Annotated in this window: 22 protein-coding genes; 15 read left to right on the forward strand and 7 right to left on the reverse strand. The window is 68.0% G+C overall.

All coding sequences use genetic code 11. From position 1 onward, the window contains the following. The first annotated feature begins 18 nt into the window (after positions 1-18). Entirely contained in the window at positions 19-840 is an 822-nt protein-coding gene (locus IPI67_11805; GenBank protein MBK7580880.1) for a hypothetical protein, read from the forward strand. Positions 841-885: 45 nt separating this feature from the next. On the opposite strand, the gene IPI67_11810 is transcribed toward IPI67_11805, so the two are convergent. Further along, entirely contained in the window at positions 886-1572 is a 687-nt protein-coding gene (locus tag IPI67_11810) for a hypothetical protein (protein ID MBK7580881.1), read from the reverse strand. 73 nt (positions 1573-1645) lie between these two features. Next, entirely contained in the window at positions 1646-2635 is a 990-nt protein-coding gene (locus IPI67_11815) for a hypothetical protein (protein MBK7580882.1), read from the reverse strand. 105 nt (positions 2636-2740) lie between these two features. On the opposite strand from IPI67_11815, the gene IPI67_11820 reads away from it, so the two are divergent. From IPI67_11820 to IPI67_11835, 4 genes are all read left to right on the forward strand, one after another. Continuing rightward, on the forward strand, positions 2741-4147 hold the full coding sequence (locus IPI67_11820) for an amidohydrolase family protein (protein MBK7580883.1): 1407 nt from the start codon (positions 2741-2743) through the stop codon (positions 4145-4147). Between the two features lie 91 nt (positions 4148-4238). Next, positions 4239-4856: a DUF47 domain-containing protein gene (locus tag IPI67_11825; GenBank protein MBK7580884.1), complete on the forward strand. Its 618-nt coding sequence runs from the start codon at positions 4239-4241 to the stop codon at positions 4854-4856. After that, on the forward strand, positions 4856-5863 hold the full coding sequence (locus IPI67_11830; GenBank protein MBK7580885.1) for an inorganic phosphate transporter: 1008 nt from the start codon (positions 4856-4858) through the stop codon (positions 5861-5863). The genes IPI67_11825 and IPI67_11830 overlap by 1 nt, the downstream gene beginning before the upstream one ends. A 194-nt stretch (positions 5864-6057) precedes the next feature. Continuing rightward, entirely contained in the window at positions 6058-6681 is a 624-nt protein-coding gene (locus IPI67_11835) for a YbhB/YbcL family Raf kinase inhibitor-like protein (protein ID MBK7580886.1), read from the forward strand. Between the two features lie 165 nt (positions 6682-6846). Here IPI67_11835 and IPI67_11840 read toward each other — a convergent pair whose 3' ends face one another. Beyond that, positions 6847-7716, reverse strand: a complete 870-nt coding sequence (locus tag IPI67_11840) for a zinc-dependent peptidase (protein MBK7580887.1) — start codon at positions 7714-7716, stop codon at positions 6847-6849. 52 nt (positions 7717-7768) lie between these two features. Between IPI67_11840 and IPI67_11845 the strand changes: the two genes are divergently transcribed. The 8 genes from IPI67_11845 (at position 7769) to IPI67_11880 (ending at position 16341) form a co-directional block, all read left to right on the forward strand. Then, positions 7769-9403, forward strand: a complete 1635-nt coding sequence (locus tag IPI67_11845; protein ID MBK7580888.1) for a hypothetical protein — start codon at positions 7769-7771, stop codon at positions 9401-9403. Between the two features lie 18 nt (positions 9404-9421). After that, a complete protein-coding gene (locus tag IPI67_11850) occupies positions 9422-10204 on the forward strand; it encodes a hypothetical protein (protein MBK7580889.1) in 783 nt (260 codons plus the stop codon). A gap of 89 nt (positions 10205-10293) precedes the next feature. Then, positions 10294-11094 carry a bifunctional hydroxymethylpyrimidine kinase/phosphomethylpyrimidine kinase gene (gene thiD / locus IPI67_11855; GenBank protein ID MBK7580890.1) on the forward strand — a complete coding sequence of 267 codons (801 nt, stop codon included), beginning with the start codon at positions 10294-10296 and terminating at the stop codon, positions 11092-11094. Beyond that, positions 11091-12029 carry an acyl-CoA thioesterase gene (locus tag IPI67_11860; protein MBK7580891.1) on the forward strand — a complete coding sequence of 313 codons (939 nt, stop codon included), beginning with the start codon at positions 11091-11093 and terminating at the stop codon, positions 12027-12029. The genes thiD and IPI67_11860 overlap by 4 nt, the downstream gene beginning before the upstream one ends. A gap of 39 nt (positions 12030-12068) precedes the next feature. Continuing rightward, positions 12069-12419 (forward strand): hypothetical protein, encoded by a 351-nt coding sequence (locus IPI67_11865; protein MBK7580892.1) that lies wholly within the window; start codon positions 12069-12071, stop codon positions 12417-12419. A 114-nt stretch (positions 12420-12533) separates the two neighbouring features. Further along, the gene (locus IPI67_11870; protein MBK7580893.1) at positions 12534-13490 is read left to right on the forward strand and encodes an FKBP-type peptidyl-prolyl cis-trans isomerase; all 957 of its coding nucleotides are present in this window, start codon (positions 12534-12536) and stop codon (positions 13488-13490) included. Further along, on the forward strand, positions 13487-15037 hold the full coding sequence (locus tag IPI67_11875) for a 3,4-dehydroadipyl-CoA semialdehyde dehydrogenase (GenBank protein ID MBK7580894.1): 1551 nt from the start codon (positions 13487-13489) through the stop codon (positions 15035-15037). The genes IPI67_11870 and IPI67_11875 overlap by 4 nt, the downstream gene beginning before the upstream one ends. A gap of 77 nt (positions 15038-15114) precedes the next feature. Beyond that, positions 15115-16341: a hypothetical protein gene (locus IPI67_11880; protein ID MBK7580895.1), complete on the forward strand. Its 1227-nt coding sequence runs from the start codon at positions 15115-15117 to the stop codon at positions 16339-16341. Positions 16342-16382: 41 nt separating this feature from the next. Here IPI67_11880 and IPI67_11885 read toward each other — a convergent pair whose 3' ends face one another. Continuing rightward, positions 16383-17237, reverse strand: coding sequence for a hypothetical protein (locus tag IPI67_11885; protein ID MBK7580896.1), 855 nt, complete (start codon positions 17235-17237; stop codon positions 16383-16385). Between the two features lie 222 nt (positions 17238-17459). Here IPI67_11885 and efp point away from each other — a divergent pair, with 222 nt between their 5' ends. Beyond that, positions 17460-18032: an elongation factor P gene (gene efp / locus IPI67_11890; GenBank protein MBK7580897.1), complete on the forward strand. Its 573-nt coding sequence runs from the start codon at positions 17460-17462 to the stop codon at positions 18030-18032. Between the two features lie 6 nt (positions 18033-18038). On the opposite strand, the gene IPI67_11895 is transcribed toward efp, so the two are convergent. The 3 genes from IPI67_11895 to IPI67_11905 form a co-directional block, all read right to left on the reverse strand. Beyond that, complete coding sequence (locus IPI67_11895) at positions 18039-19868, reverse strand: hypothetical protein (GenBank protein MBK7580898.1); 1830 nt, start codon at positions 19866-19868, stop codon at positions 18039-18041. Between the two features lie 71 nt (positions 19869-19939). Then, positions 19940-20731 carry an enoyl-CoA hydratase/isomerase family protein gene (locus IPI67_11900; GenBank protein MBK7580899.1) on the reverse strand — a complete coding sequence of 264 codons (792 nt, stop codon included), beginning with the start codon at positions 20729-20731 and terminating at the stop codon, positions 19940-19942. 3 nt (positions 20732-20734) lie between these two features. Further along, complete coding sequence (locus tag IPI67_11905) at positions 20735-21682, reverse strand: 3-hydroxybutyryl-CoA dehydrogenase (GenBank protein ID MBK7580900.1); 948 nt, start codon at positions 21680-21682, stop codon at positions 20735-20737. A 4-nt stretch (positions 21683-21686) separates the two neighbouring features. Here IPI67_11905 and IPI67_11910 point away from each other — a divergent pair, with 4 nt between their 5' ends. Beyond that, positions 21687-22337, forward strand: a complete 651-nt coding sequence (locus tag IPI67_11910) for a tetratricopeptide repeat protein (GenBank protein ID MBK7580901.1) — start codon at positions 21687-21689, stop codon at positions 22335-22337. Positions 22338-22386: the final 49 nt, after the last annotated feature.

Raw genomic sequence — 22386 nt, forward strand, 5'->3', positions numbered from 1 at the left:
CGTGCTACACCCCTTGCCATGCGGCGCGCCGGCGTGTGGGTTGGAGTCCTAGTCTGGGCCTGCGGCGGACCGACGCCGACCCATCACCCGGAGCCAACCCCCGTGGCCATCGAGGTGCCGGCCGCGGAGGTCGCCGCTGCGCCGCCGTCGAGCGCAACGTCGCGCTCACCGGCGGACGACAACACTCTCGCAGCCTGTGTCGAGGGCCTGCGCCGCGCGGAAGACCTACCCGTGGAAGGAGACGACCGCACTCTGTACGATCAGGCGCTCGCCGCCGAAAAACTCGGCGACCGCACCGCAGCGCGCAAGGGTTTTTTCATGCTCGTGCAGAACTACCCGCGCTCGCGCCGGATCCCGCTGGCGTATCTCGCGTTCGGCGAGCTGTTTGCGCACGAGGCCGAGAGTGATGCCGCAAAGTGGGAGCTCGCAGTGGCCGCGTTCAACGAGGTCGCCAAGTATCCGCCGCCGGACAACACGGCGTACGCCTACGCGCTGCTTCGCCTGGGTGACACTCGGCGTGAGCGGGACGATCAGCGCGCCCTCGGGTACTACCTGAAGGCGCTGCAGGCCGGGCAGAAGTATCCCGACCTGCCGTGTCGCGACAGCGTGAGCCGAGGCGCCCGTGAGCGGTTGGTGGACAGCTACGTGAGGGTGGGCCGCCCCGACCGCGCGTGGAACTTTTTCAGGGCGAGCGTCGATGCGCCCGATGCGCGCGCCATGCTCGTGGAGCTGGCGGAGCGCTACCGGCGCGCGGGAAAATCGTCCGAGGTGTGCGCAATTGCCCTGGGGGCCGGCTCAGATCCGGTGGCCAGCCAGATCGCCGGCAGCAGCTGTCCGTGACCCCCGAATGGGGCGCGAACCTTCAGCCCTCGCCTGGCCGACGTGTCACTCGACGCGTTTGACGACCGTGTAACGCGCAACCCCGAGCTCGAGATCATCGTCCGCTCCCCAGGCGCGGCTGACCACGAACAGCCCCTTCTTTCCGTCGTCCGCCTTCGACGTCACGAACAGCTCTTCGCGGTCTTCCTGCACGTGATAGCGGACCGGGCCGATCTCGGTGGGCAGATAACGCTGCAGGTTCACGATCACGATGCCGTCGGTGTCTCGCGGTTGCTCCAGGTGATACAGGCCGCGGACCAGGCGGCCGCTGCGGGCCGAAAACCCGTGCAAGCGGACGGCCTTGCCCCAGGCGTCCCGCGCGACCGAGGCGCGCAGGAAATCCAGGTCGAGCTCGCGCTCGCCAACCGTGAGCCGCACGGTCTCCTGAGTGCAGTCGGCAGAAATGCGGGCCCGCCCCGAGGCGCCCAACGCTCGCAACCCCTCCTGCAACAGCGCGAGCCCATCCTTCGCCACGAACTTCGCGTGCCGGTCGCAGGGACTCGCACGCCTGGTCTTGGTGATGTCCACCCACTCGGCCTCGGCGATCTGCACGACCGGGAGCTTCTCGCTCGCCGGGTAGTCCGGCGAGCTCTCCTTGTGGGGAAGGACCGAGACATTTTGGTGGCGGGCCGCGGCGCCGCAGCCGACCAAGCACACGAGGGCGAGGCCCATGCACGCCAAGCGTCGCAACATTCGCCCGTGTGTAGCACGAACCTCGGCCCGACAGCTGACCTCTGGGCCCAGTGCGGCCGCCTGGCTGTGCGCGTCAGTCTTTCGGTGGTCTCCCGTCGAGCTGTCGCAGCCTGCGCTCGAGCCAGTGCGCCGAGTCTCCGATGCCCTCCTTGCGGTAGAGCGACAGGAGGTTCTTGTAGCGCGTCTTGGGGGCGAACCCGATGCTGTAGGCGAGCTTGCGTAGGCACACGGGGCAGAGCTCGAAGAACTGCGTGTCGAGCTCCTCCTTCGAGTTCGACCCGTTCATCACACACTCGTACTCGGTGCAGTGGGCCATGGAAAAAGCGTGCCCGGTCTCGTGCACCAGGATCTGCACACTCTTGGCAATGCCCCGAGTGCGGGCCGCCTCCGTGTTCGGCTCCGCCCAAAACGCTGGAAAAAAACGCGCCAGGGAGTAGACGCCCACTCGTTCGTCGAGCGTCGCCTGGCCGAAAACAAAATTCCACGACGGCTCCGGGTACAGATCTTCGAGCGTCACGCCGACGTAGACCACCGCGTTCTTGGGCACGCGGGGGCCGAGTACCTCGTCGAGCAGCACGCGGGTGTGGTGCTGTGTCCACTTGCGGCCCCCTTCGCTGCGAGTGCGACGACCCTTGGTGGGCAATGAAATGGGAGAGCGCAGCTCGACCGGAAGCGCGAAGAAGGCGCCCATGAAGTCGCGCATCTTCTCGAGCACTGCGCCGTCTTTCGGACTGAAGCTGCCCAGCGGTTGCAGGACCAGCGCGTCGCGCTTCGAGTCCGGGCGGATCGGGGACTTGGATTTGTAACGCAGGAAACTCTCTCCGGGCTCCTTGAAGCGGTCCAGCCACTCACCCGGCTTCGCGGCGTGTTTCTTCTCGAACAGCGTCGGATCGCTGGGGAAGAACAGGCGCTCGTGCTCGGACTCGTCGGCTCGGGTGGCGCTCGCTCCCGGTGCGGGCACTGCCGCCGGCGACGCGCTCGGCAGGGCGCGCTCCGCCGGGGTCGCCCGCTCGGAGCCCGTGCAGGCCACCGCCAGGAGAGCGAGGAGCCAGATTGCGCGCATCAGGGCAGGGGACAACTCCGGCGCTGCCGGGTTCCCGGGGGCGGGGCGGCTTCTGCTCCGCGCGCGGGAGGCGCCCGCCTGCGCGGGGTCGGCTAGGCTGCCGGGGTGACCCAAGCGCCGGAAGTCCTGATCGTCGATCACCTGTTTGATGGTCGCAGGTTCGTGCCGGGTGAGCACGAGGTCACGCTGGCCAAGGGTTTCATCCGCGCGGTGCGGCCGCGGCCGCAGGCCGAGTCGCTCCCGCCGGGCGCGCGAGACCTGCGGGGCGGCACGCTCTTGCCGGGACTGATCGACGCCCATTGCCACCTGGCGCGGGTCGGCCTGTTCGAGCCCCACGAAGCCCCCCATCCCCGCTCGGTCGCGGAGAATCTGTCGTCGGCGCTTCGGGCTGGCATCACGACGGCGGGAGACATGGGGTGTCCGGCGCCGATGATCACCGCGCTTCGCAGCCACACGGAGGCGGAGCGCGACGCAGGCCCTGCAATTCGCTCGGCCGGACCCCTGCTCACCGTGCCCCTCGGTTATCCCCTCGACTGGATGAGCCAGGCGCACGTCTGGCTCGGCGCTGCCATCCCCTGTGGTGATGAGCGGAGCGCCCGCCGGGCGGTCGCGCGGGTCGCCGCGGCGGGCATGGATCACGTGAAGATCTGCATCATGCACCGGGCCTACGATCTCACGGCCTTGCCAACGTTCTCGCGCAAGGTCGCTCGGGGTGTCGTCGAGGAGGCTCACGCGCTCGGGCTCCGGGTCCTGGCCCACGCCCACTGGAGTGCCGACTACCGTGTGGCGCTCGCGGCCGGTGTGGATGCGCTGATGCACTCGGCCTTCGATCCGCTCGATGACGAGCTCGTCGCACGCGTTGCAGGCAGTGGGGTGAGTGTGTGCCCCACGCTCTGGGTCTTTCACTCGGCCTGCCTCGGCGCCGAAGAGCGCTGGGATCGCGAGCCCGGGCGACTCGCGGGGGTGACCGCACCCGTGCGCCGTTCGTGGCGGCGTTTTGCCGAGGCCTTCGCCGTCAGTGGCGATGTGTTGCCTGACGGCATCGCCGGCGGGCTCCCGAAGTCTGCCGCGCGCGATGGTGTGCGAAACGCCATCGCGAATCTGCTGCTCCTGCGCGAGCGCGGCGTGCCGTTCGCGTACGGCAGTGACGGCCCATACGGATTTTCGACGGTCTTTCGCCCGTTCGAGGAGCTCGAGCTGCTCGCCCGCGCTGGGCTCGGCATTGACGAGTGTCTCGCCGCAGCGACCTCCGGGGCGGCACAGCTGCTCGGTGCGACCGACCGCGGAGTGATCCAGCCGGGCGCGCGCGCCGATCTAGTCTGGGTCGATGGGGATCTGTCCTCCGAGCTCGGCGCACTCAGGCGCGTTCAGCGGGTCATGCGCCAGGGTCGCTGGGTGTCCGACGCCGGCGCTCTACGCCCCCGGGTCGAGCGGACGGTCTGGCGCGGGCTCGCCGATACACTCCGATCCGCCGTGGTCAGCGGATTGTTACGTTCGGGCGAATCTATTTGATTGAATGAATACGCCGCTTTGAGTCGCGAAACCCTCGCGCTTGACCGAGGCCCACTTCCCTTGTTTTGTCGCGCCCGATAAAGGAGCCCCCATGGCCCTCACGCGAGACGGAGTTTTCTGGTCGGCGTTCTCCGCCATGACGGAGAAGACCGTCAACGCGACGGAGCATCTGCGCGAGATGCTGGAGGACCCGTCGCGGTCCACCGAGCTCGCCAAACGCATCAAGGACATCGAGCACGAGGCGGACAAGATCACCCACGAGGTCGTGCAGGCGCTCCACCAGACCTGGATCACCCCGCTCGACCGCGAGGAGATCCACAACCTCATCACCAGCCTCGACTCGGTCCTCGATTTCGTGGACGCGGCCGGGGACAAGATCGCGCTCTACGAGATCCAGACGACTCGGCCCGAGGCCCTGGAGCTGGTCAAGACCCTTGGAGCTTGTGTGGCAGAGGTGGCCAAGGCGGTGGGGGGGCTGCAGAAGATCGGCGACCCCGCCCCGCTGCTGGAGCTCTGCCGCTCCATCAACAAGCACGAACACGACGCCGACATGATCTTTCGCCGCGGTCTGGCGCGGCTCTTCAAGGAGGGCACGGACCCCCTCGAGGTCATGAAGTGGCGCGACATTCTGGAGTCGATGGAGACCGCGACGGACTGCGCCGAGGACGTCGCCAACATCATCGAGGGTATCATTCTGGAGCACGCCTGATGACTGCCTACCTGGTCGCGATCATCGTCGTCGCCCTGGTTTTCGACTTCATCAACGGCTTCCACGACGCGGCCAACTCGATCGCGACGGTCGTCAGCACACGAGTGCTGTCGCCGCGGGCTGCCGTGGTCTGGGCAGCGTTCTTCAACTTCGTGGCGTTTCTCGTCTACCCGACCCACGTCTCGGCCTCGATCGCCAAGGGCGTCGCGCTCTCCAGCGTCACCAACAACGTGATCTTGGCCACCCTCATCGGCGCCATCGCCTGGAACTTGTTGACCTGGTGGTGGGGACTGCCGAGCTCGTCGTCCCACGCGCTGATGGGTGCCTTCGCCGGCTCGGCCCTGGCGAACACCCCCGCGCTGAGCGTGCTGGACATGAAGGTATTCGGCAAGACCGTGGCCTTCATCGTGGTGGCACCCATGCTCGGCGGTCTGATTGGTTTCTTGCTGATGAAGCTCGTTAGGGTTCTGTTCGGGGGCTCTCGACCCGGAAAGGTGGACAAAGGGTTCCGTCGAGGCCAGCTGATCTCGGCTGCTCTCTACTCCCTGGGGCACGGTGGCAACGACGCGCAGAAGACCATGGGCATCATCACCCTCCTGCTCATCGCGGCCGGGCTGCAGACGCAGAGCAAGCACCCGGAACCCCAGCTGTGGGTGGTGCTGCTCTGTCACGCGGCGATGGGGCTCGGCACGCTGTCGGGCGGCTGGCGCATCGTGAAGACGATGGGCATGAAGATCACCAAGCTGCGGCCGGTGGGAGGATTTTGCGCGGAGACGAGCGGGGCCATCACCCTCGCGATGGCCACGTTTTTGGGCGTGCCGGTCTCGACCACCCACACCATCACGGGCTCAATCGTCGGCGTCGGCACCGCGGAGCGACGCCTCACGGCGGTCCGCTGGGGCGTTGCCGGCCGCATCGTGTGGGCCTGGATCTTCACCATCCCCGCCTCCGCGACCCTGGCGGTGCTCTCTTACTTCCTGATCAGGGCGCTCAGCGGAGCGTCCTGAGTGGGCGCGACAGGCGGGTTTCCGCGCGGGATGCGGCCATTGGGACGAGCCATGCCCGGGCCACTTTCGACCGGACTGCCCGGCCTGGGCTCGCCGGCAACGGAAACCGTTGCGGTTTGCCTCGGACCGCGCCATCTTCCGCCGCGCCTGGCCGTCAACGCGGGTCGGGAAAATTCTTCTCACGTGAGGGATGCATGAAGCTCGGGAGTCGGTCGTTCACAGCAAATGGTCGTATTCCGGCGGAATTTGCCGCCGGCGTGCGAGGCGAGCCCGGGCCGGTGCCCGGCGAAAACCAGAGCCCCCACGTTGCCTGGAGCGAGTTCCCCAACGGGACCAAGTCGTTCGCGTTGATCTGTCACGACCCCGACGCCCCCTCCAAGGCGGACGACGTGAACAAGACCGACCGCAAGGTGCCTTATGACCTGCCGCGCATCGATTTTTATCACTGGGTGCTGGTGGACATTCCCGTCAGCGTGACCTCGCTGGAGGAGGGCGCCGAGTCCGATGCGTTCGTGCCCAAGGGCAAACCACTCGGGCAGTTCCCCCACGGCCGCCGCGGCAAGAACAGCTTCGGCGACTGGTTCGGGGACGATGCGGCGATGGGCGGAACGTACGGCGGATACGACGGCCCCTGGCCGCCGTTCAACGACGAGCGCCTCCACCACTACGTCTTCACGATCTACGCGCTGGACGTTCCCACGCTGGACCTGCCGGAGGTGTTCGGCGGCGCCGAGGTGCTCAGCGCCATCAAGGGCCACGTGCTCGACTCGGCAACCTGGGCCGGTACGTACACCCTGAACAAAGAAGCGCGAGCCTAGAACACCAATTAGCTTGCGCTGCTCGTGTTCTAGGACCTGTACGTTGGGGCTGCGCCCCAAACCCCCGGCCTTCGGCCGTGCGCGCTCCGCGCGCGAGCGCCGAACACCTTGCAAGTCCCGGAAAACAAACGACGTTCAACCTGTTCGGCGCTCTAGGCCGCCGGTTCAGCGGCTCGCTGGACGCTGATTCAAGTAGTCCTCGAGCATCGCGAAGAGCTGCGGATCTTGGGCGAAGAGCGCGTCCGGTCGCTCGAAGAACGCCTCGATCGCCACGGCGAACAGCTCCGCTTCGTTCGTGCCGGCGTACTCGCGGAGTACCTTCGGGTAACGGCGGCGGCGGATCGCGCTCAGCCGAGTGCCGATGGCGTCGACCCAGGGTGCGGTGGCGATCCAGGTCAGATCGACCGGGACACCGTCCGCGTGCCCGCTCGCGAAATCCAGGACGTGCGCCAGCTCGTGAAGCGCGACGTTGTGGCCGTCCGCCGGGCGGGCGAAGCCGTGGCGCAAATCACGCTGCGAGAACAGGATGGGCCCCTGCGCGTGCACCATGCCGGCGATGTTGCCGTGACCTTCGACCGCATACTCTTCGTCGAAGGCCTTCGGATAGACCACGATGTCGCGCAGCGTCGGCCATTCGAAATCGGGGACGCCGTGACACAGCATGGCCGCCGACGAAGCGATCAAGACCCGGGTGTCGTCGTCGAGGCGCGCGCCGTGCGCGGCAAAGATGCGCTGCTCGGACAGGAAGATGCGCACGTCGTCCTCGAACCGTCGTTGTGCCGCGGGGTCCAGGCGCTGATAGTACGCGACCCGTTGCTCGAGGCTCTTGCGCCAGCTCGGCGGGAACGGCTCGCTGAGCAGGCGGCGGCGTGCCCGGTAGCGAGCGGTGCTGGCGAACAAGACCAGACCAAAGACCACGAACCCGAGCGGCGCCAGCTTCACGGAGAAGACCAGCGAACACACACTGACGACCGCGCCGAGCACCAGCGCGAACAGGGCGTGCATCCAGAGCTTCCGCTTGGGCCAGGCGCGCACGGGGCGATGTTGCCTCGACCCGGCCCGCGAGGGGAAGCTATGGTTCCGCCCGATGCAACGTCGGGAGCTCCTCGCTGCCCTCTTGAGCTCGCTCGCCGTCGGTTGTGCGCCGCTGCCCATGACGGTGCCGCCGGGCCCCAAGTCACAGACGACGCGCGCCGAGGCACGGGCTCGCCTGGCCGAGCTCGCACGCCGCTACGAAGCGCTGATGCGCGAGCATGGCCTGCACGAGTGGGGGCGCTATGCAGGGCGCGTCGCCGACGGCCCCGCCGCCGAGGCGCGCATGCGGCGGCTGCGCGCCGACGAGCGCGAAGTGTTTCTCGAGGCGGACGCGGTCTTGCAGCGTTTCGGCAGCTCGATCGTCTCGCCGCGTCGTGCGGAGCTGTGGCGGCGCGGCGCCCTCGGCCTGCGCTTGATGGGGGACCCCCGGGCTGCGGAGCTGTCGGACAAGCTCGAGGCGGTGATCAACGGGTTCAGCTTCTCCGCCGACGGCAAGTCGCTCACGCGGGGAGAGCTCGGCGAAATGCGCCGCTCCGACGACGCTCGGGTGCGGCGGCGTACACGCACGATCGAACACGAGCTGCACCGGGCCGCGGCGCCGATCGCCGCGGAGCTGTTCGGGCGCCGGCGTGAGCTGGCCAAGGAGCTCGGCCAGGCTTCGTTCTACACCGCGCTGCTTCAGGTGCGAGGCGCCGACCTGGCCACGACCGAGCGCGCGCTCTCCGAGCTGGCCGGGCGCACCCGACGTGCGTTTGCCACGTTGCTCTCCCAGGGCCGCCGCGCGTTCGGGCACCGACTCATCGCGAGCTGGGACGTCGACTACGTCATCCGGCAACAGGGCTCGGTGCCGAACGAACGCTTTCCAGCCGAGCGTGCGCTGCCGACCGTGTACGCAATCTTTCGGGCCTTCGGCTTCGATGTCGAGAGCTGGAAGCTGGACCTGACGCTGCGCGATTTTGCGTTTGGTGGACAGACCATCGCGGTGCACGTTCCGGACGACGTGCGGCTGGTCGTGCGGCAGCTGCCGGGCCTGCGCTTCTACGGCCTGTTGTTGCATGAGCTGGGACACGCCGTGGCGGTGCGTTCGACCGAGGTCAACGAACCTCTGTACAAGGGTCACGAGTGGGTTCCGGGACAGCTCGACCCCGCGCTTGCCGAGGGCACCGCGGAGATCTTCGGTCGAATGCTGGACGAACCGAAGGTCCTGGTCGACCACCTGGGCCTGAGCGGCGACGAAGTGGCCAGAGTGCAACGGACACGCCGGCTCGAGACGCTGGTGAACATCCGGCGTGGGCTGGTCAGTGCCGCGTTCGAGCGCGCCGCGCTCGAACGCGAAGGGACGAACCTCGATCAGATCTCCCTCGACATCGAGCGGCGCTTCTCCGGATTGCTCGTGCCGCGGGACGCCGAGCCCGTGTGGGCGACCTCGCCTTTCCTGGCAACCTATCCCGTCTACACCCAGAGCTATCAGCTGGCAGCTTGTGTTGCGGTTCAGGTGCGAGAGGCGCTGCGTGCGCGCTTCGGTGAGGCATGGGTCTCGCCCGCCGCCGGGGCTTTTGTGCGCGAACGAATGCTGCGCGACGGTGCGCGCTGGACGCTGAACGAGAAGCTGCTGCGCACCACGGGCAAGAAGCTCGAGGCCGACGGGCTGGTGCGTTTTCTGCTCGACTCACCCGAGACCCGATAGCTGGCGTAGGATCCGCCGATGCGTGGAGCCGTCTTGGCCGGGTGCCTGCTGTTTGCGGTCGGCTGTGGGGATGATGCCTCCGGTGTTCGGGGCGATACCGGAGGAGCGGGTGGGCTCCCGAGCGGCGGCGCCTCGAGCGGAGGCACGTCGAGCGGGGGTGGCGGCACGCCGAGCGGCGGCGCGGGTGGAGTGTCGAGCGGCGGCGTATCGAGCGGCGGTGGGTCGAGCGGCGGGGCATCGAGCGGCGGGGCGGGCGGCGATCTCTGCAGCGCGCCAGCTGGCAATCTCCTCGGGCACGGCAGCTTCGAGGAGGGCATGTCCGGCTTGGCTCCGACGGGCTGGGAAGTCCGCACTCCGGGCCAGCCGGACAAGTGCCTGGGCTCCGGCAAGCCCAGCGAACACGTGTTTCTGTCCGCGGGCCCAACGGGTTGTGGAGGGCAGGCGCTGGCCGTCGACGCGCGCGGGGAGTGGGACTGCTACGCGGTGCAGCGGGTCAGCGACTACGGCAGCATCGAGGGGGGCGCAACGTACCGCATCAGCGCCAGCGTGCGCTCGAGCGGCAACGCCGTGAACCCAGCCGCCTGGTTCATCATCGGTGCGCAGTGGCTGGATGGGAACGACGCATTCTTCGGCGACGAAAAGCACCCGAAGCCGAGCAGCGGCGCCCAGAACGATTTCGACTGGAAGGTCCTGAGCTGGGACGTGGTGGCCCCGCCGAACGCAAAACGGATCCTGATCTGGCTGTCCGCGCACTATCCCGGGCGGGCCGACATCGACAACGTGAGTGTGGTCAAGCTCTAGCTAGAGCGAGTGGCCGGGCTCTCGGCTCGTGACAGCTCTCATTTGGCGTATTATCAGGCCCCGTGCACATGAACGAAGATCGCCCCAGCATGGGTCGGGTGCTCATTGTCGCCGGCTCGGACTCCGGTGGTGGGGCTGGGATCCAGGCAGACATCAAGACCGTGACGGCGCTCGGGGGGTTCGCGGCCACTGCCATCACCGCGCTGACCGCCCAGAATACTCGCGGGGTGTTCGGTGTCGTGGCGATCGATCCGGCCTTCGTCGCCAAACAGCTCGAGGTGGTGCTCACCGACATCGGCGCCGACGCAGTGAAGACCGGAATGCTGCACTCCGCCGAGGTGATCGAGGCGGTCGTTCGAAGTCTCGAGCGCTACGCGCGGGGGATCCCCGTGGTGGTGGATCCAGTGATGATCGCCAAAGGGGGTGCGCCCTTGCTGGCGGTCGAGGCCCGCAGCGCGCTCAAGCTGCGGCTCGTTCCCTGCGCCGCGCTGCTCACCCCCAATGCACCCGAGGCCGAGGCACTCACCGGCGTGCGCATCGAGTCGCCCGACGACATGGGCAGAGCGGCCGACGCGCTGCTTGCGCTGGGCGCTGGCGCCGTGCTGGTCAAGGGAGGCCACGTGCCCGGCGACACGGTGGTCGATCTCCTGCGCACCGCAGATGGAGTCGAGCGGCGTTACGAGAGCCCGCGCATCGAGAGCCGCAACACGCATGGCACCGGCTGCACCCTGGCGTCCGCCATCGCGGCGGGCATCGCGGAGGGTCTGCGGCTCGAGGACGCGGTCGAGCGCGCGCGACAGTACGTATTGGAAGCGATCCGTAGCGCGCCTGGTTTTGGCAAGGGCCACGGCCCCCTCAACCACGCCCACCCATTCAACCGAGTGCCATGAGTTTCATCGTGTTCCCCGAGCCGCCCGAGGTGTCGGGCCTCCAGCTGGGGCGCGGGCAGAGTCGCCTGCGCTTCGAGGACGTTGCGCAGGACGGTCGCCTGCGCCTGGAGGGGATCTGGCCGGCGATTGGCCCGATCCTCTGGGGCAAGATGGAGGTCGCCGGCGCGCTGCAGCGCCTCGGCATCAGCGGCGTGCGCGCCGTGCTCACCTACGTTCAACTGGAAGGGGGAAAGGACCCGGTGAGTGTGCGCGCTCTGGCGGAGCAAGAGGTGCGCTGGCGGCTCGGCCGCACGATCGACGCTGACGGTGCAACCACGCGCATTCTGTTCGACACGTGGCTCGTGTCCAAGGCGCCGCGGGGCGTGCCGGGCAATCCCGCGGTGGATCCGGCGAGCGGCGAGCTGGTGTTGCTCGCCCGCGCGTACGGTCAGCATGTGTTCACCAAGCCCGCGGCACCGGCGGGTCAGCACCGGGTGACCCAGATCGACGATCCGTTGCTCGACGCGGTGAGCCAGGAGGAGACCTCGTTCCGAGATCCCCGCGCGCTCGCGGTCTTGCCCGCAGGCGCCGAGCCCCTCGAGCCGGCACCGCGGCTCGACGTCGCGCCGATCGTGTTTGGCCTTTGCCACACGGACGGCAATCAACACGTGAATTTTCTGTCGTACCCGCGACTGGCCGAGGAGGCAGGGCTGCGCCGATTGGCGGAGCTTGGTCAAGATCCGCGGCGGCTCGCCCGACGCGCCGAGGTCGCCTACCGCAAGCCGTGTTTCGCCGGTGACGTCGTGCGACTCGTGATGCAGGCGTTTCGCTTGGGCGACGAGCTAGGGGTCGTGGCCGCGTTCGTGCCGGACGCCGGGGCCGCGGCTGGCGCGCCCGAGCAACTCTCCGACATCGAGCGCCCACTGTGCGTCGTGCGAGTAGGCTTTTCGAGCTGAGGCCCAAGGCTGCTCCGGTCCATGGTGTCGCAGGAAGCAGTGAGGCGCGTCTCGTCCTTGGGTCTGGCCCTGTTGCTCGTGCTGGGCGCCTGCGTACAGCTGCCCGAATCCACCGCGAGCGGCGCACGGCCGCGGCCGCCGCCGGAGCCGGGGTCGAGCATCACCCACAGCAAACGCTGCGCCTGCCGGGCTTGCGGCGAGGCAAGCTGTTGCGGGGGCGACAAGGAGCCCGATCTGGCCGCCAAGAAGGCCTGCGAAAGCAGCTACGAATTTTCCGACAGCTGCGGGATGCAGATCGCGAGCTGCGCGAGCCGCTGCTTCGAGCGGGTCTGGCGCGTGAAGCTGACACAAGAGTGCGACGCCCTGCGGCCGGCCGAGTGCTGCGGATGAGGGCAAGAGCGCTCGCCCGACGGCGCCAAGCCTGGGCCGAAAATCGATGGATTTCGCCCGGCCTCCGAAGAGGCTTGCAGCGTGGCCCCCGTCGTGACGAAAACCAGGGATCCCATGGCGCGAAATCCCATTCTTCGTTCGACGGTGCTCCTCCCTTTCCTGCTGCTCGCGTGTGAGCAGCCTCCGCCCGAGCCCGAGCGCACTCAGCCGGCGGCCAAACCGTCTGCGGCCCCCGTTGCGCTGCCGACCGCGACCGCTCTGCCCACGGCCAGTGCGCGGCCTGCGGAGCCGCCCCAGCCGAAGGGCCTGCCGGCTCCAGAGGACGTTGCCGAGCCGGCCAAGGACGCCAAGAAGACCGCGACGGGCCTGTTCACCAAGGTGCTCACCAAGGGCACCGGCAAGGACAAACCCAAGCTCGAGGACCGAGTGAAGGTGCACTACACGGGCTGGACGAAAGACGGAAAGATGTTCGACAGCTCCGTCGCCCGAAACGACCCTGCGACCTTCGGTGTCGGCGGTGTGATCAAGGGCTGGACGGAGGCGTTGCAGCTGATGGTGGTTGGCGAGAAACGTCGCCTGTGGATCCCGGCCGACCTGGCCTATGGCGAGAAGGCCGGAATGGGCGCACCGGCTGGTCAGCTCACGTTCGACGTCGAGCTCTTGGAGATCCTCGCCACGCCCAAACCGTGGCCCGTCCCCACGGACGTGAAGGCTGCCCCGAAGACCGCGAAGAAGACCGAGAGCGGGCTCGTCTACAAACAGCTCGTAAAGGGCAAGGGCACCAAGAAACCCGCGGCCACCGACCGGGTGACGGTGCACTACTCGGGCTGGACGCCCGACGGGAAGGAGTTCGACAGCTCACTCAAGCGCGGTGAGCCGACCAGCTTCCCGCTCAACCGCGTGATCAAGGGTTGGACGGAGGGACTGCAGCTGATGGTCGAGGGGGAGCGCATGCGCTTCTGGATCCCCGCGGATCTCGCCTACGGTGACAAACCCACGCGCCCCGGAGCACCGGCCGGACCGCTGGTGTTCGACGTCGAGCTGCTGTCGATTTCCGGGGGCACGCCGTGAAGGAGCTGACGAGCTTTCTGGGAGGCAAATGGGTCGCCGGCAGCGGCAAGGCCGCCGAGCTCGTCAATCCGGCAACCGAGGAGCCGCTCGCTCGCGCTTCGAGCGGCGGGCTCGATCTCGGGGCGGCGCTCAGCTACGCGCGTGAGGTGGGCGGGCCCGCGCTGCGCGCGCTCAGCTTTGCCGAACGTGGTGCGCTGCTCGAGAAGATGAGCAAGGCGATCTTCGCCGAGCGTGATCGGCTCATCGACCTCGCCATCGCGAACGGAGGCAACACACGCTCCGATGCGAAGTTCGACATTGACGGTGCGACCGCCACGCTGATGGCCTACGCGGAGCTCGGCAAACAGCTGGGTGACAAGAAGCTACTCGTCGACGGCGCGCCGGTCGATCTCGCGGGGCCGCGTCTGCAGGGTTATCACGTGCTGTCGCCTCGGCACGGCGTTGCGGTGCACATCGGCGCCTTCAACTTTCCGGCCTGGGGCTTCGCAGAGAAGGCTGCGTGTGCGCTCCTGGCTGGCATGCCTGTCGTCACCAAACCTGCCACGCTCACGGCGCTGCTCGCGCATCGCGCGGCGGAGATCTGCGTCGCGGCGGAGATCTTGCCCCCTGGCGCCTTCAGTCTCTTGTGCGGTTCGGCAGGTGATCTGCTCGAGCACCTGTCGTGGCGCGACGTGGTGGCCTTCACCGGTGGCAGCTCGACGGGCTTGACCATCCGCTCCAGCGAGCGGCTGCTGCGCGATGGCGTGCGGGTCAACGTCGAGGCGGACAGCTTGAACTCGGCGTTGCTCTTGCCCGAGGCCGAAGAGGCCACGGTCCAGGCCTTCGTGCGCGATGTGGCCCGGGACATGAGCCAGAAGACGGGGCAAAAGTGCACGGCCATCCGCCGGGTGATCGTGCCCGAGTCACTGCTCGATCGCGTACGCGAGGCGCTCTCGGAGCAGCTCGCGACGATCAAGATCGGAAATCCGGCGCTCGACGAGGTGCGCATGGGGCCGGTGGCGACGGCCTCGCAGAAACGCGACGTGCTGGCGGGGTTGGATCTCTTGGGCACGCAGACCAAGATCGCCTGGGGCAGTCGCGACGGGCTCGCGCCCATCGGCGTGCCGGCCGGCAAGGGATTCTTCGTCCCGCTGCTGTTGCTCGAAGCGAGTGATGCACTCGCAGCCAGCAAGGTGCACGAGCACGAGGTGTTCGGTCCCGTTGCGACGCTCCTGCCCTACGACGGCTCGGTCGCGCGCGCCCTCGACATCGTGCGCGCCGGGCAGGGTGGCCTGGTGAGCTCGGTCTACGGTGATGATCGCAAGGCGCTCGCAGAGATCGTCGAGGGCATCGCGCCCTGGCACGGTCGGCTGGTGTTGGTCGATGCCAAGGTCGCCGACAAGAGCATCGCACCCGGTACCGTGATGCCGCAGCTAGTGCATGGCGGTCCAGGACGCGCTGGCGGAGGCGAAGAGCTCGGAGGGCTGCGGGGCATGGCGCTCTACCAGCAGCGGACCGCGGTCCAGGGCAACGGACCGCTGGTCGCCAAGTTCGTCGGCGCGAGCTAGCTGGCGCCTCGGGAGTTTCGCCTCGAGAGGGCGGGTCGAGTGGGGCAGCGCGCGGAGATTCACGCTATGCTGCGCCCTTGATGCGCCGAGCGTGCCACCTCCTCGTGATCGCAGTCGTGGTGTCGGCGTGCTTTCTCTCGTGCTCGAGTGATCACTCGGCGCTGAAGCAGAAGGACCCTCCCGCGACCGGTGGCAGCGGGGGCACGGGCGGCGGCATCGACGCCGGTCCCGACGTCGAGCTCGACCAGGGCGTGGCTGGGTTCGTCGAGCCGCCCGGTGAGAACAAACTCACGCTTCTGCACGGCGTGGTCGATGCAGTCCGAGTTGCGTTCTGTTTCGCCAAGGTGGTCGACGGGTTGCCGGAGCCGGTTCAGGGCAATCCGATCCCGACTGCAGGTCTGCCCTACGCTGGTTCGCTCTCGGTCACCCAGCTCGCGGGGCTCGATTGGACGAAGGACGCGGTCTTGCCCATCGTCATCGCCGGGGATCTCAGCCTCGTGGCTGGCAAGAGCTGCAGCCAGGCCATCAGCCTCGCGCAGAGCTACGCACTCGAAGATGCCGGAGGCGACGGGGCAGCCGATGTCGGCGTGGAAGCTGCGGTCGATGGCAGCAGCGACGCAGCGGACGACTCTTCCATCGACGCTTCGATGGTCGATGCCTCAGGGGGCGACGCGGCCGATGCGCCGGTGGACGCGGTAACGGAGCTGCCGCCGCCGCCAAAGCTGCGAGTCGGTGAGCTACCGGTGCTGCCTGCGGGCACACTCTCTTCCGGCTACAGCCTGCTCCTGGCCGCAACCGGCTGCATCGGCGGGCCGGCGTTCAGCGATCCGCTCGAGACGTACGTGTGTGGTGCGACCTACACGCCGTCGAGCCCGACGCTCGCGCCGGTGGTGGTGCCGCTCTCGCGGGTCTCGACACCGGGTGCGCTCGGCTTGCAGCTCGTCAATGCCGCGCGCGCTGCCGACCCCATCGACGTCTCGTCCCGACACCCGAAGGGCAGCTCGATCCCCGACATCGACATCGCCGACGGAGTGGTGTTCGGCGCCGTTGCTCCCCGGCCGCCCTTGCTTGGATATTCCAGCTCGGCGTTCGGCAGTCCGCTCTCGGCGTCGTTCCTCGACGTCTGGAGTCAGAACTCGTCGGCACCATTTTATTCGAGCTCGTGGAAGGACGCGCTCGGACCCCTGGACGACGCGCACGACGGCAAGACCTACGCGGTTGTGCTCATCGGCCCGAGGCCCAACAACACCGGACAAAAGTGGTGGAATGGCCCCAGGCTGGTGGTGCTCGACAACGATCCGTGAGGGGGAGCGGAACGTGTGCGGTGTGGGATGGGACCGCGTTGCTAGTGATGCAGCGTCAGATCGGCGAGCTTGGATTTTGCGTCGTTGATGTGGGAGCTCGCGGGGAAACGTCGCACGAACGAGCGCAGGGTGTTCTTGGCGTCGTTCCAGGCCTGGATGTCGATCTGACAGTTGGCCAGGAGCAGCGTCGCCTCGTCCATGACCTCTTTGTCCACCGAGGCTTCGGAGATCTGCAACAAGATCGGGATGGCCTCGCGCTGGCGGGCCAGTGAGCGCAGGGCGTACGCCAGCTGCAGCTTTGCCTGGGGGCTGTGCGCCGCGTCCGGCTTGAACTGCAGTGACTCCTTCAGCGCCTGGGTGGCCTCGTGCCAGCGTCCAGTTCTCACGTGGTCGAGCCCGGTCTGGTACGCGATCAGGGACAGCTCGTTGCGCGAGCGCTCCACCGACGCTTCGAAGACGGCGCGCTCGGTGTGGGTCAGCGGCAACTTGGCGACCTCGTCGAAGCGCTCGACGATCTCCCGTCGTTTGTTGTTCACGATCAGGTCGTAGAACTCGCTGGCCGAGCGCCCGGTCTTCTGCGTCGATTCTTCCCGCGTCTGCGTCGCCTTGAGCTCCTTCTCGAGCTGCTCGATGCGCTCCCGCGAGCCCTTCGTCTCCGCGCGCACGGCATCGAGGCGGGCGTCCCACGCGAGCTTGAGTCCCAGGAACAAGACGACGATGGTCACCACGTAGGCCGTCGCGCTGTTGACCCAGATCTTGCGTTCCAGCCCCTGCTGACGCTTGGCGATGCTCTTCAGGTCGGCGGCCAGCGCGTTGACGAGGTTGTTCGTCTTGATCGTGAGCGAGCGGATCTCGACGATCTCCCGCTTGACCTCTTCGAGCTCGTACTCCTCCATCCCGACCGGGCTCGGAGTATCGCCCTTCGACCGCGCGCGGCGGAGGAAAATCTGCCAGGCGGAGCGCGGCTCGGGCGGGGCGAGTTCCTCGGAAAACCGCGCACTTCGGGCCGCCCGAGCGCTTGTGTCTTGAAGGTCGAGGCAGTCCCCGCTAGAGCCTGGCCCCCGCGCCCTCGAAACCGTGCGCGGCCGCACTCGAGTCACGGGTGCTCCGGGAGCCTCATGGATACCAGCGACATCCGCAAGGGATTGAAGTTGATGATGGACGGACAGCCCTACATCGTCGTCGATTTTCAGTTCGTGAAGCCGGGCAAGGGCCAGGCCTTCACTCGCACCAAGATGAAGAACATGCTCACCGGCGGGACGATCGAGAAGAACATCCGGTCGAGCGAGAAGCTCGAGGCGGCCGACGTCGAGGACCGAAGCGTCACTTTCATCTATCCCGACGGCGACATGTTCAACTTCATGAACCCGAACAGCGGAGAGCAGATCGCCGTCCACAAGGACGCGGTCGGCGACGCGGCGAACTTCCTGATCGACGGCCTCGAGGTTCAGATCACCATCTACAAGGGCAACCCGGTCAGTGTGTCGCTGCCGCCGCACATCGTGGTGCAGGTCACCGAGACGGAGCCGGGCGCGAAGGGTGACACCGCCACCAACGTGAACAAGCCCGCGAAGATCTCCACCGGCGCCACCGTGCCCGTGCCGCTGTTCATCAGCGAGGGTGAGTGGATCAAGGTCGATACGCGCACCTCGAGCTACCTCGAACGGGCGAAGGCTCCCTCCAAGGCTTGAGCGCTTTCAGCGCCTGAAGAGCCGCACCGCGCCAGCGCCGACACAGGCCACGGCGTTAGCGCCGTCCGACACGGTGCAGTCCGTCAGCGGGCCGCCCGACGTCCGCCAGAGCTCGGGTTTGTCGCCCCCGTCGACCCACAGCCCGAGCGACGTCGGGACCACCGAACGCCGACCGTCGGGTGAGCTGGGGCTGCCCCACACCCGCGGACGCAGGCTGATGTCCGCCCGAGTGAGCTCGCTGCCGAGGTTCTCGCCGCTCACCGAGAGCGCCAGGCTTCCATTTTTTTCTCCGAGCGGCACCACGACGAGCGACGGGCCGTTGCTCCCCGCGCAGGCGCCGGGCCGCGGCGCGAGCAAGCCGGAAGTTGGCGAGGGCAGCTCGCCGCCATCGCCACCCACGAGGCGCAGGTAGACATCCGAGCGATCACAGGGAGTCACGACGTGGGTCGGACGCTGTCCGGAGGCCGTGGTGATCTCGAGGGGCCAGCTGCTCACACCGGCTTCCGGGTCCACCGGCGTCGGCACACCGTTGTCCCCGATGCGCACCACTCCCTGGGTCGTCTGCGCGAGCAGTGCGCCGGGAGCCTCGAAGCCGAGCGGCGACCAGCGCGGCGCGACACTGCGCGGGGGGAGCGCGAGCGGCGTGCGGGTCTCCTTGGGGTCGATCCGGGTGACCCCCGCCAAGGCGCTCTTTTCGAGCTCTGCGCGTCGTTTGTCGGGGACGCGTCCGAAGTACCAACCGTCGCGTTCGAGTGCCGCCAGCGCGCGCCGGGGTTCCTTGTTCGCGAGCGCGGACTGCACCTCGGCGACCAGCAGTCGTTCGACGATCACGGCGAGCGGGCCGCACTTCAGCATGCTGCCCTCGGCCTCGAACACACGCGCCGTCGCGCCCTCGGCGCACAGGGTGCCCATCAGGCGGCGCACCTGGGCCACGCCGCGGACGACGTCAGCGCCGCGGCGTTTGGAACGATTGAGCTCCGCCGCGGCCAGCAGCCCGAGCGAGCGGGCTGGCTCCGTGGCATCGCGGGAAATACCCGCCGCGCGGTCGAGCCAGACCACGGTCGCGGTTGCATCCTTGGTCGTTTTGTCGGGAGTGCAGCCGGCGCCCGTCGTGCTCGTGCAGACGGGCAGTTGCGTCACGCTGAGGCGAACGTCGTCACGCCCGTCGCCGTCGCGATCAGTGGAGTCCAGCGTGAGGGCGAACGGCTCGGTCTGTGTGCCCTCGGCGACGCGCAACGTGAGCACGAGCGGTCGCTCGGACAACGGCGCGACCACCGAGATGCTGCGGGTCGGTGCCCGCCCGAGCAGCGTGGTCGTGCAGGCGGCAGCGACGTCCAGCGTGACACTCCGGAGGCCGGTCTGGGTCAACACGGGAGTGTGCTTGCAGGCCGGGCCCGTCGGCACGAAGCCCGGCAGCGCCAGCAGCTTCCGCGTCGCACCTCCGCTCGGGTAGAGCCAGAGCTCCCCCGGGGACGTCGTGAGTGCGTGCAGCTTGGGAATGGTCCACGCGACCACCTCGTTCTGTCCGTCTTGATCGAAGTCCGCGGCCAACGCCCGCTCGAACACCCGGCCGTCGGGCGCCTTCAGCTCGCGACCGCCGACGACGAAGCGCTCCGCGCCCGCCGGTGCGACCGTGGCCGAGCGGGTAGTGAAGGCCGGCGGCTTGACCTCCGCGTCCGGCTCCGGCGGAGCCGCGTCGGGGGGGGACTCGGGGTGTTCGGTGGCGCTCGCGACCCCGAACGGCGTGTAGGGTTTCTCCTTGTTGCACCCGTCGCAGCCAGCGGCGCACACCACGACGACGCCGAGGGTGAAGACGGTTCGCAGCGTTGCTTGCATGCGGCACGAGGACAACGCCGGGAGCTGCCCGTCTGTTTCCGAGCGCCGGCCGCGCATGCTGGGGGACTTCGTCAATGTCCGCTGAACTTCGCGGGGCGGCGCTCGATGAAGGCCGCCGTGCCCTCGCGCATGTCCGCGGTGTCGAAGAGGGCACCGAACGCCGTGGCCTCCAGCTCGTTGGCCAGCCCCAGATCGGCGTCGAAACCTCGAACGATGACCCGCTTGCTGTAGGCAATGGCAAGCGGCGCCTTCTGGGCGATCTTCTCGGCCACTGCGCGGGTCTTCGCCATCAACTCGGCGTGGGGCACGACCTCATTCACCAGTCCGAGCGCCAGTGCGCGCTCTGCCCCCAGCGGCTCGCCCGTGTAGATCAGCTCCCGCGCGCGTGCGATGCCGACTCGGCGGGCCAGACGCTGAGTGCCACCGAAGCCCGGCATCAACCCCAGATTGACCTCCGGCTGTCCGAAGCGGGCTTTGTCCGAGGCGTAGATGAAGTCCGCGCACAGCGCGAGCTCACAGCAGCCACCCAGGGCAAAACCGTTCACGGCTGCGATCACGGGAAACGCTGCGGACTCGATCACCAATCCCAGGCGGTGCCCGGCGTCACTGAACGCCTTGGCTTGGGCGGCGTTCAGCGCGCTCATCTCCGCGATGTCCGCCCCGGCCACGAACGCCTTGTCGCCCGCTCCCGTGAGGATGGCCACGCGGGTTGCCGGCTCACCTTCGGACAGACTCACAAAGGCCGCCGTCAGCTCGGTCAACACCTGCGCGTTGAGCGCGTTGAGTTTCTCCGGGCGATTGATGGTGACGACCGCAACGCCCTCAGCAGAGCGTTCAACGGTAATGGTCTCGTGGCTCGACATGCCTTACCTCTCGAATGCACGGCCGGTGTTCTGGCCTTTTTCGTCGTACACGTAGAAACCGCGGCCGACCTTCCTGCCATACCAGCCGGCGGCCACCAGATTTCTGAGCAGCGTGGCCGGACGATACTTGTCGTCGCCGAACTCGCGGTGCAGCACCTCCGAGATGAACAGCAGCGTGTCGAGGCCGATCAGATCCGCGAGCTCGAGCGGTCCCATCGGGTGGTTCAACCCGAGCTTGGCCCCCTGGTCGATGTCCTCGGGCGTGCCCAGGCCTTCTTGCAGAGCGAAGCAGGCCTCGTTCAAGAACGGCACGAGCATGCGGTTCACCACGAAACCCGGCTGGTCCTTGCTGGTGATCACCGTCTTGCCCAGCTTCTCGCTCAGCTCGCGGATCGTCGTATAGGTCTCGTTGCTGGTCTGCACTCCGCGCACCAGCTCCACCAGCTTCATCAGTGGAACTGGATTCATGAAGTGCATGCCGATCACTCGGTCGGGGCGCGACGTTTGCCCGGCGAGGCGGGTGATGCTGATGCTGGAGGTGTTCGACGCGAGGATCGCCTCGGGGCGCATCTTGGCGTCGAGCGACTTGAACAACGCCGTCTTCAGCTCGAGGTTCTCCGTCGCGGCCTCCACCACCAGATCAGCGCTGTCGAGCGCCTCCCCCGTGGCGTGTGGCGTGATGTGACCCAGCAAGGTCTCGACCTCGGCGGCCGTGGCCCGGCCCTTGGCCACCTGCTTGGCCATGATCTTCGCGATCTTGTCCTTGGCCTGTTGGGCCCGTTCGATCGAGGCGTCACTGAGCAGTACGGTCGCGAGCGGCGCCGGGGCACTGCAGCGTGCGCGCCTGCTCGTACACAAAGGGCGCGAAAAAGAGGCGATCGAGCTGCTGCGTGGACATCTGTCCTCCCACCCGGAGGCGATCGACGAGCGCCGGCTGCTGATCCGTATCATTGCCTTGACGGGTGACCTGGGGGCGGCGGAGAGGGAGGCAACCGCCCTCGCCGAGCGCCTCGGTCCCAACGAACCGACGCCGTGGATCGAGATGGGCTACGCCCTCGAGCTCGCGCATCGGTACGAAGACGCTCTCGGCATGTACGACCGCGCGTCCGACGTTGCGCCGAAGAACCCGGCGGGCGCCCGCGCCGGCGGCATGCGCGCCGCCCAGTGGGGCGAAGCAGAGCTGGCAGAACCACGCCTGGCCGAGTCGCTGCGACGTGATCCCAAGGACGCGAAGGTCTGGCACGCTCTGGGACTGGCGCGGCTCAAGCTGCGAGATTTGAAGGGTGCGAAGCAGGCGTACGCGTCCGGATTGGTCGCGGCGCCAGCGTCGCTCGACAACCGTTTGGGGCTCGCGACGGTCGCAGTCGCGGAGGGGGACGCCGCGGGCGCGCTCGAACAGTACGACCTGCTCGCGCGTGCCCGCCCGAAGCTCGGGGACGTGCAGCTCGGACGCGCCTGGGCGCTCATGAAGCTCGGGCGGCTGGACGACGCCGAGGTGGCGATCGGGAAGGCGGAAAGCTCCGGCGGAAGTCCCGCGGCAATTCGCGCCCAAAAGCACCTGTTGGCGCGCCTGAGAGCCACTGCGGAACCGCAACGGATTCGCTGATTTAGAGGGCTTGTCACCCCCCCGCAGGGAGCCTAGTCTGCCCCAGGTT

It is taken from the genome of Myxococcales bacterium (assembly GCA_016706225.1).
In the GTDB taxonomy this organism is placed as follows: Bacteria; Myxococcota_A; Polyangia; order Polyangiales; family Polyangiaceae; genus JADJKB01.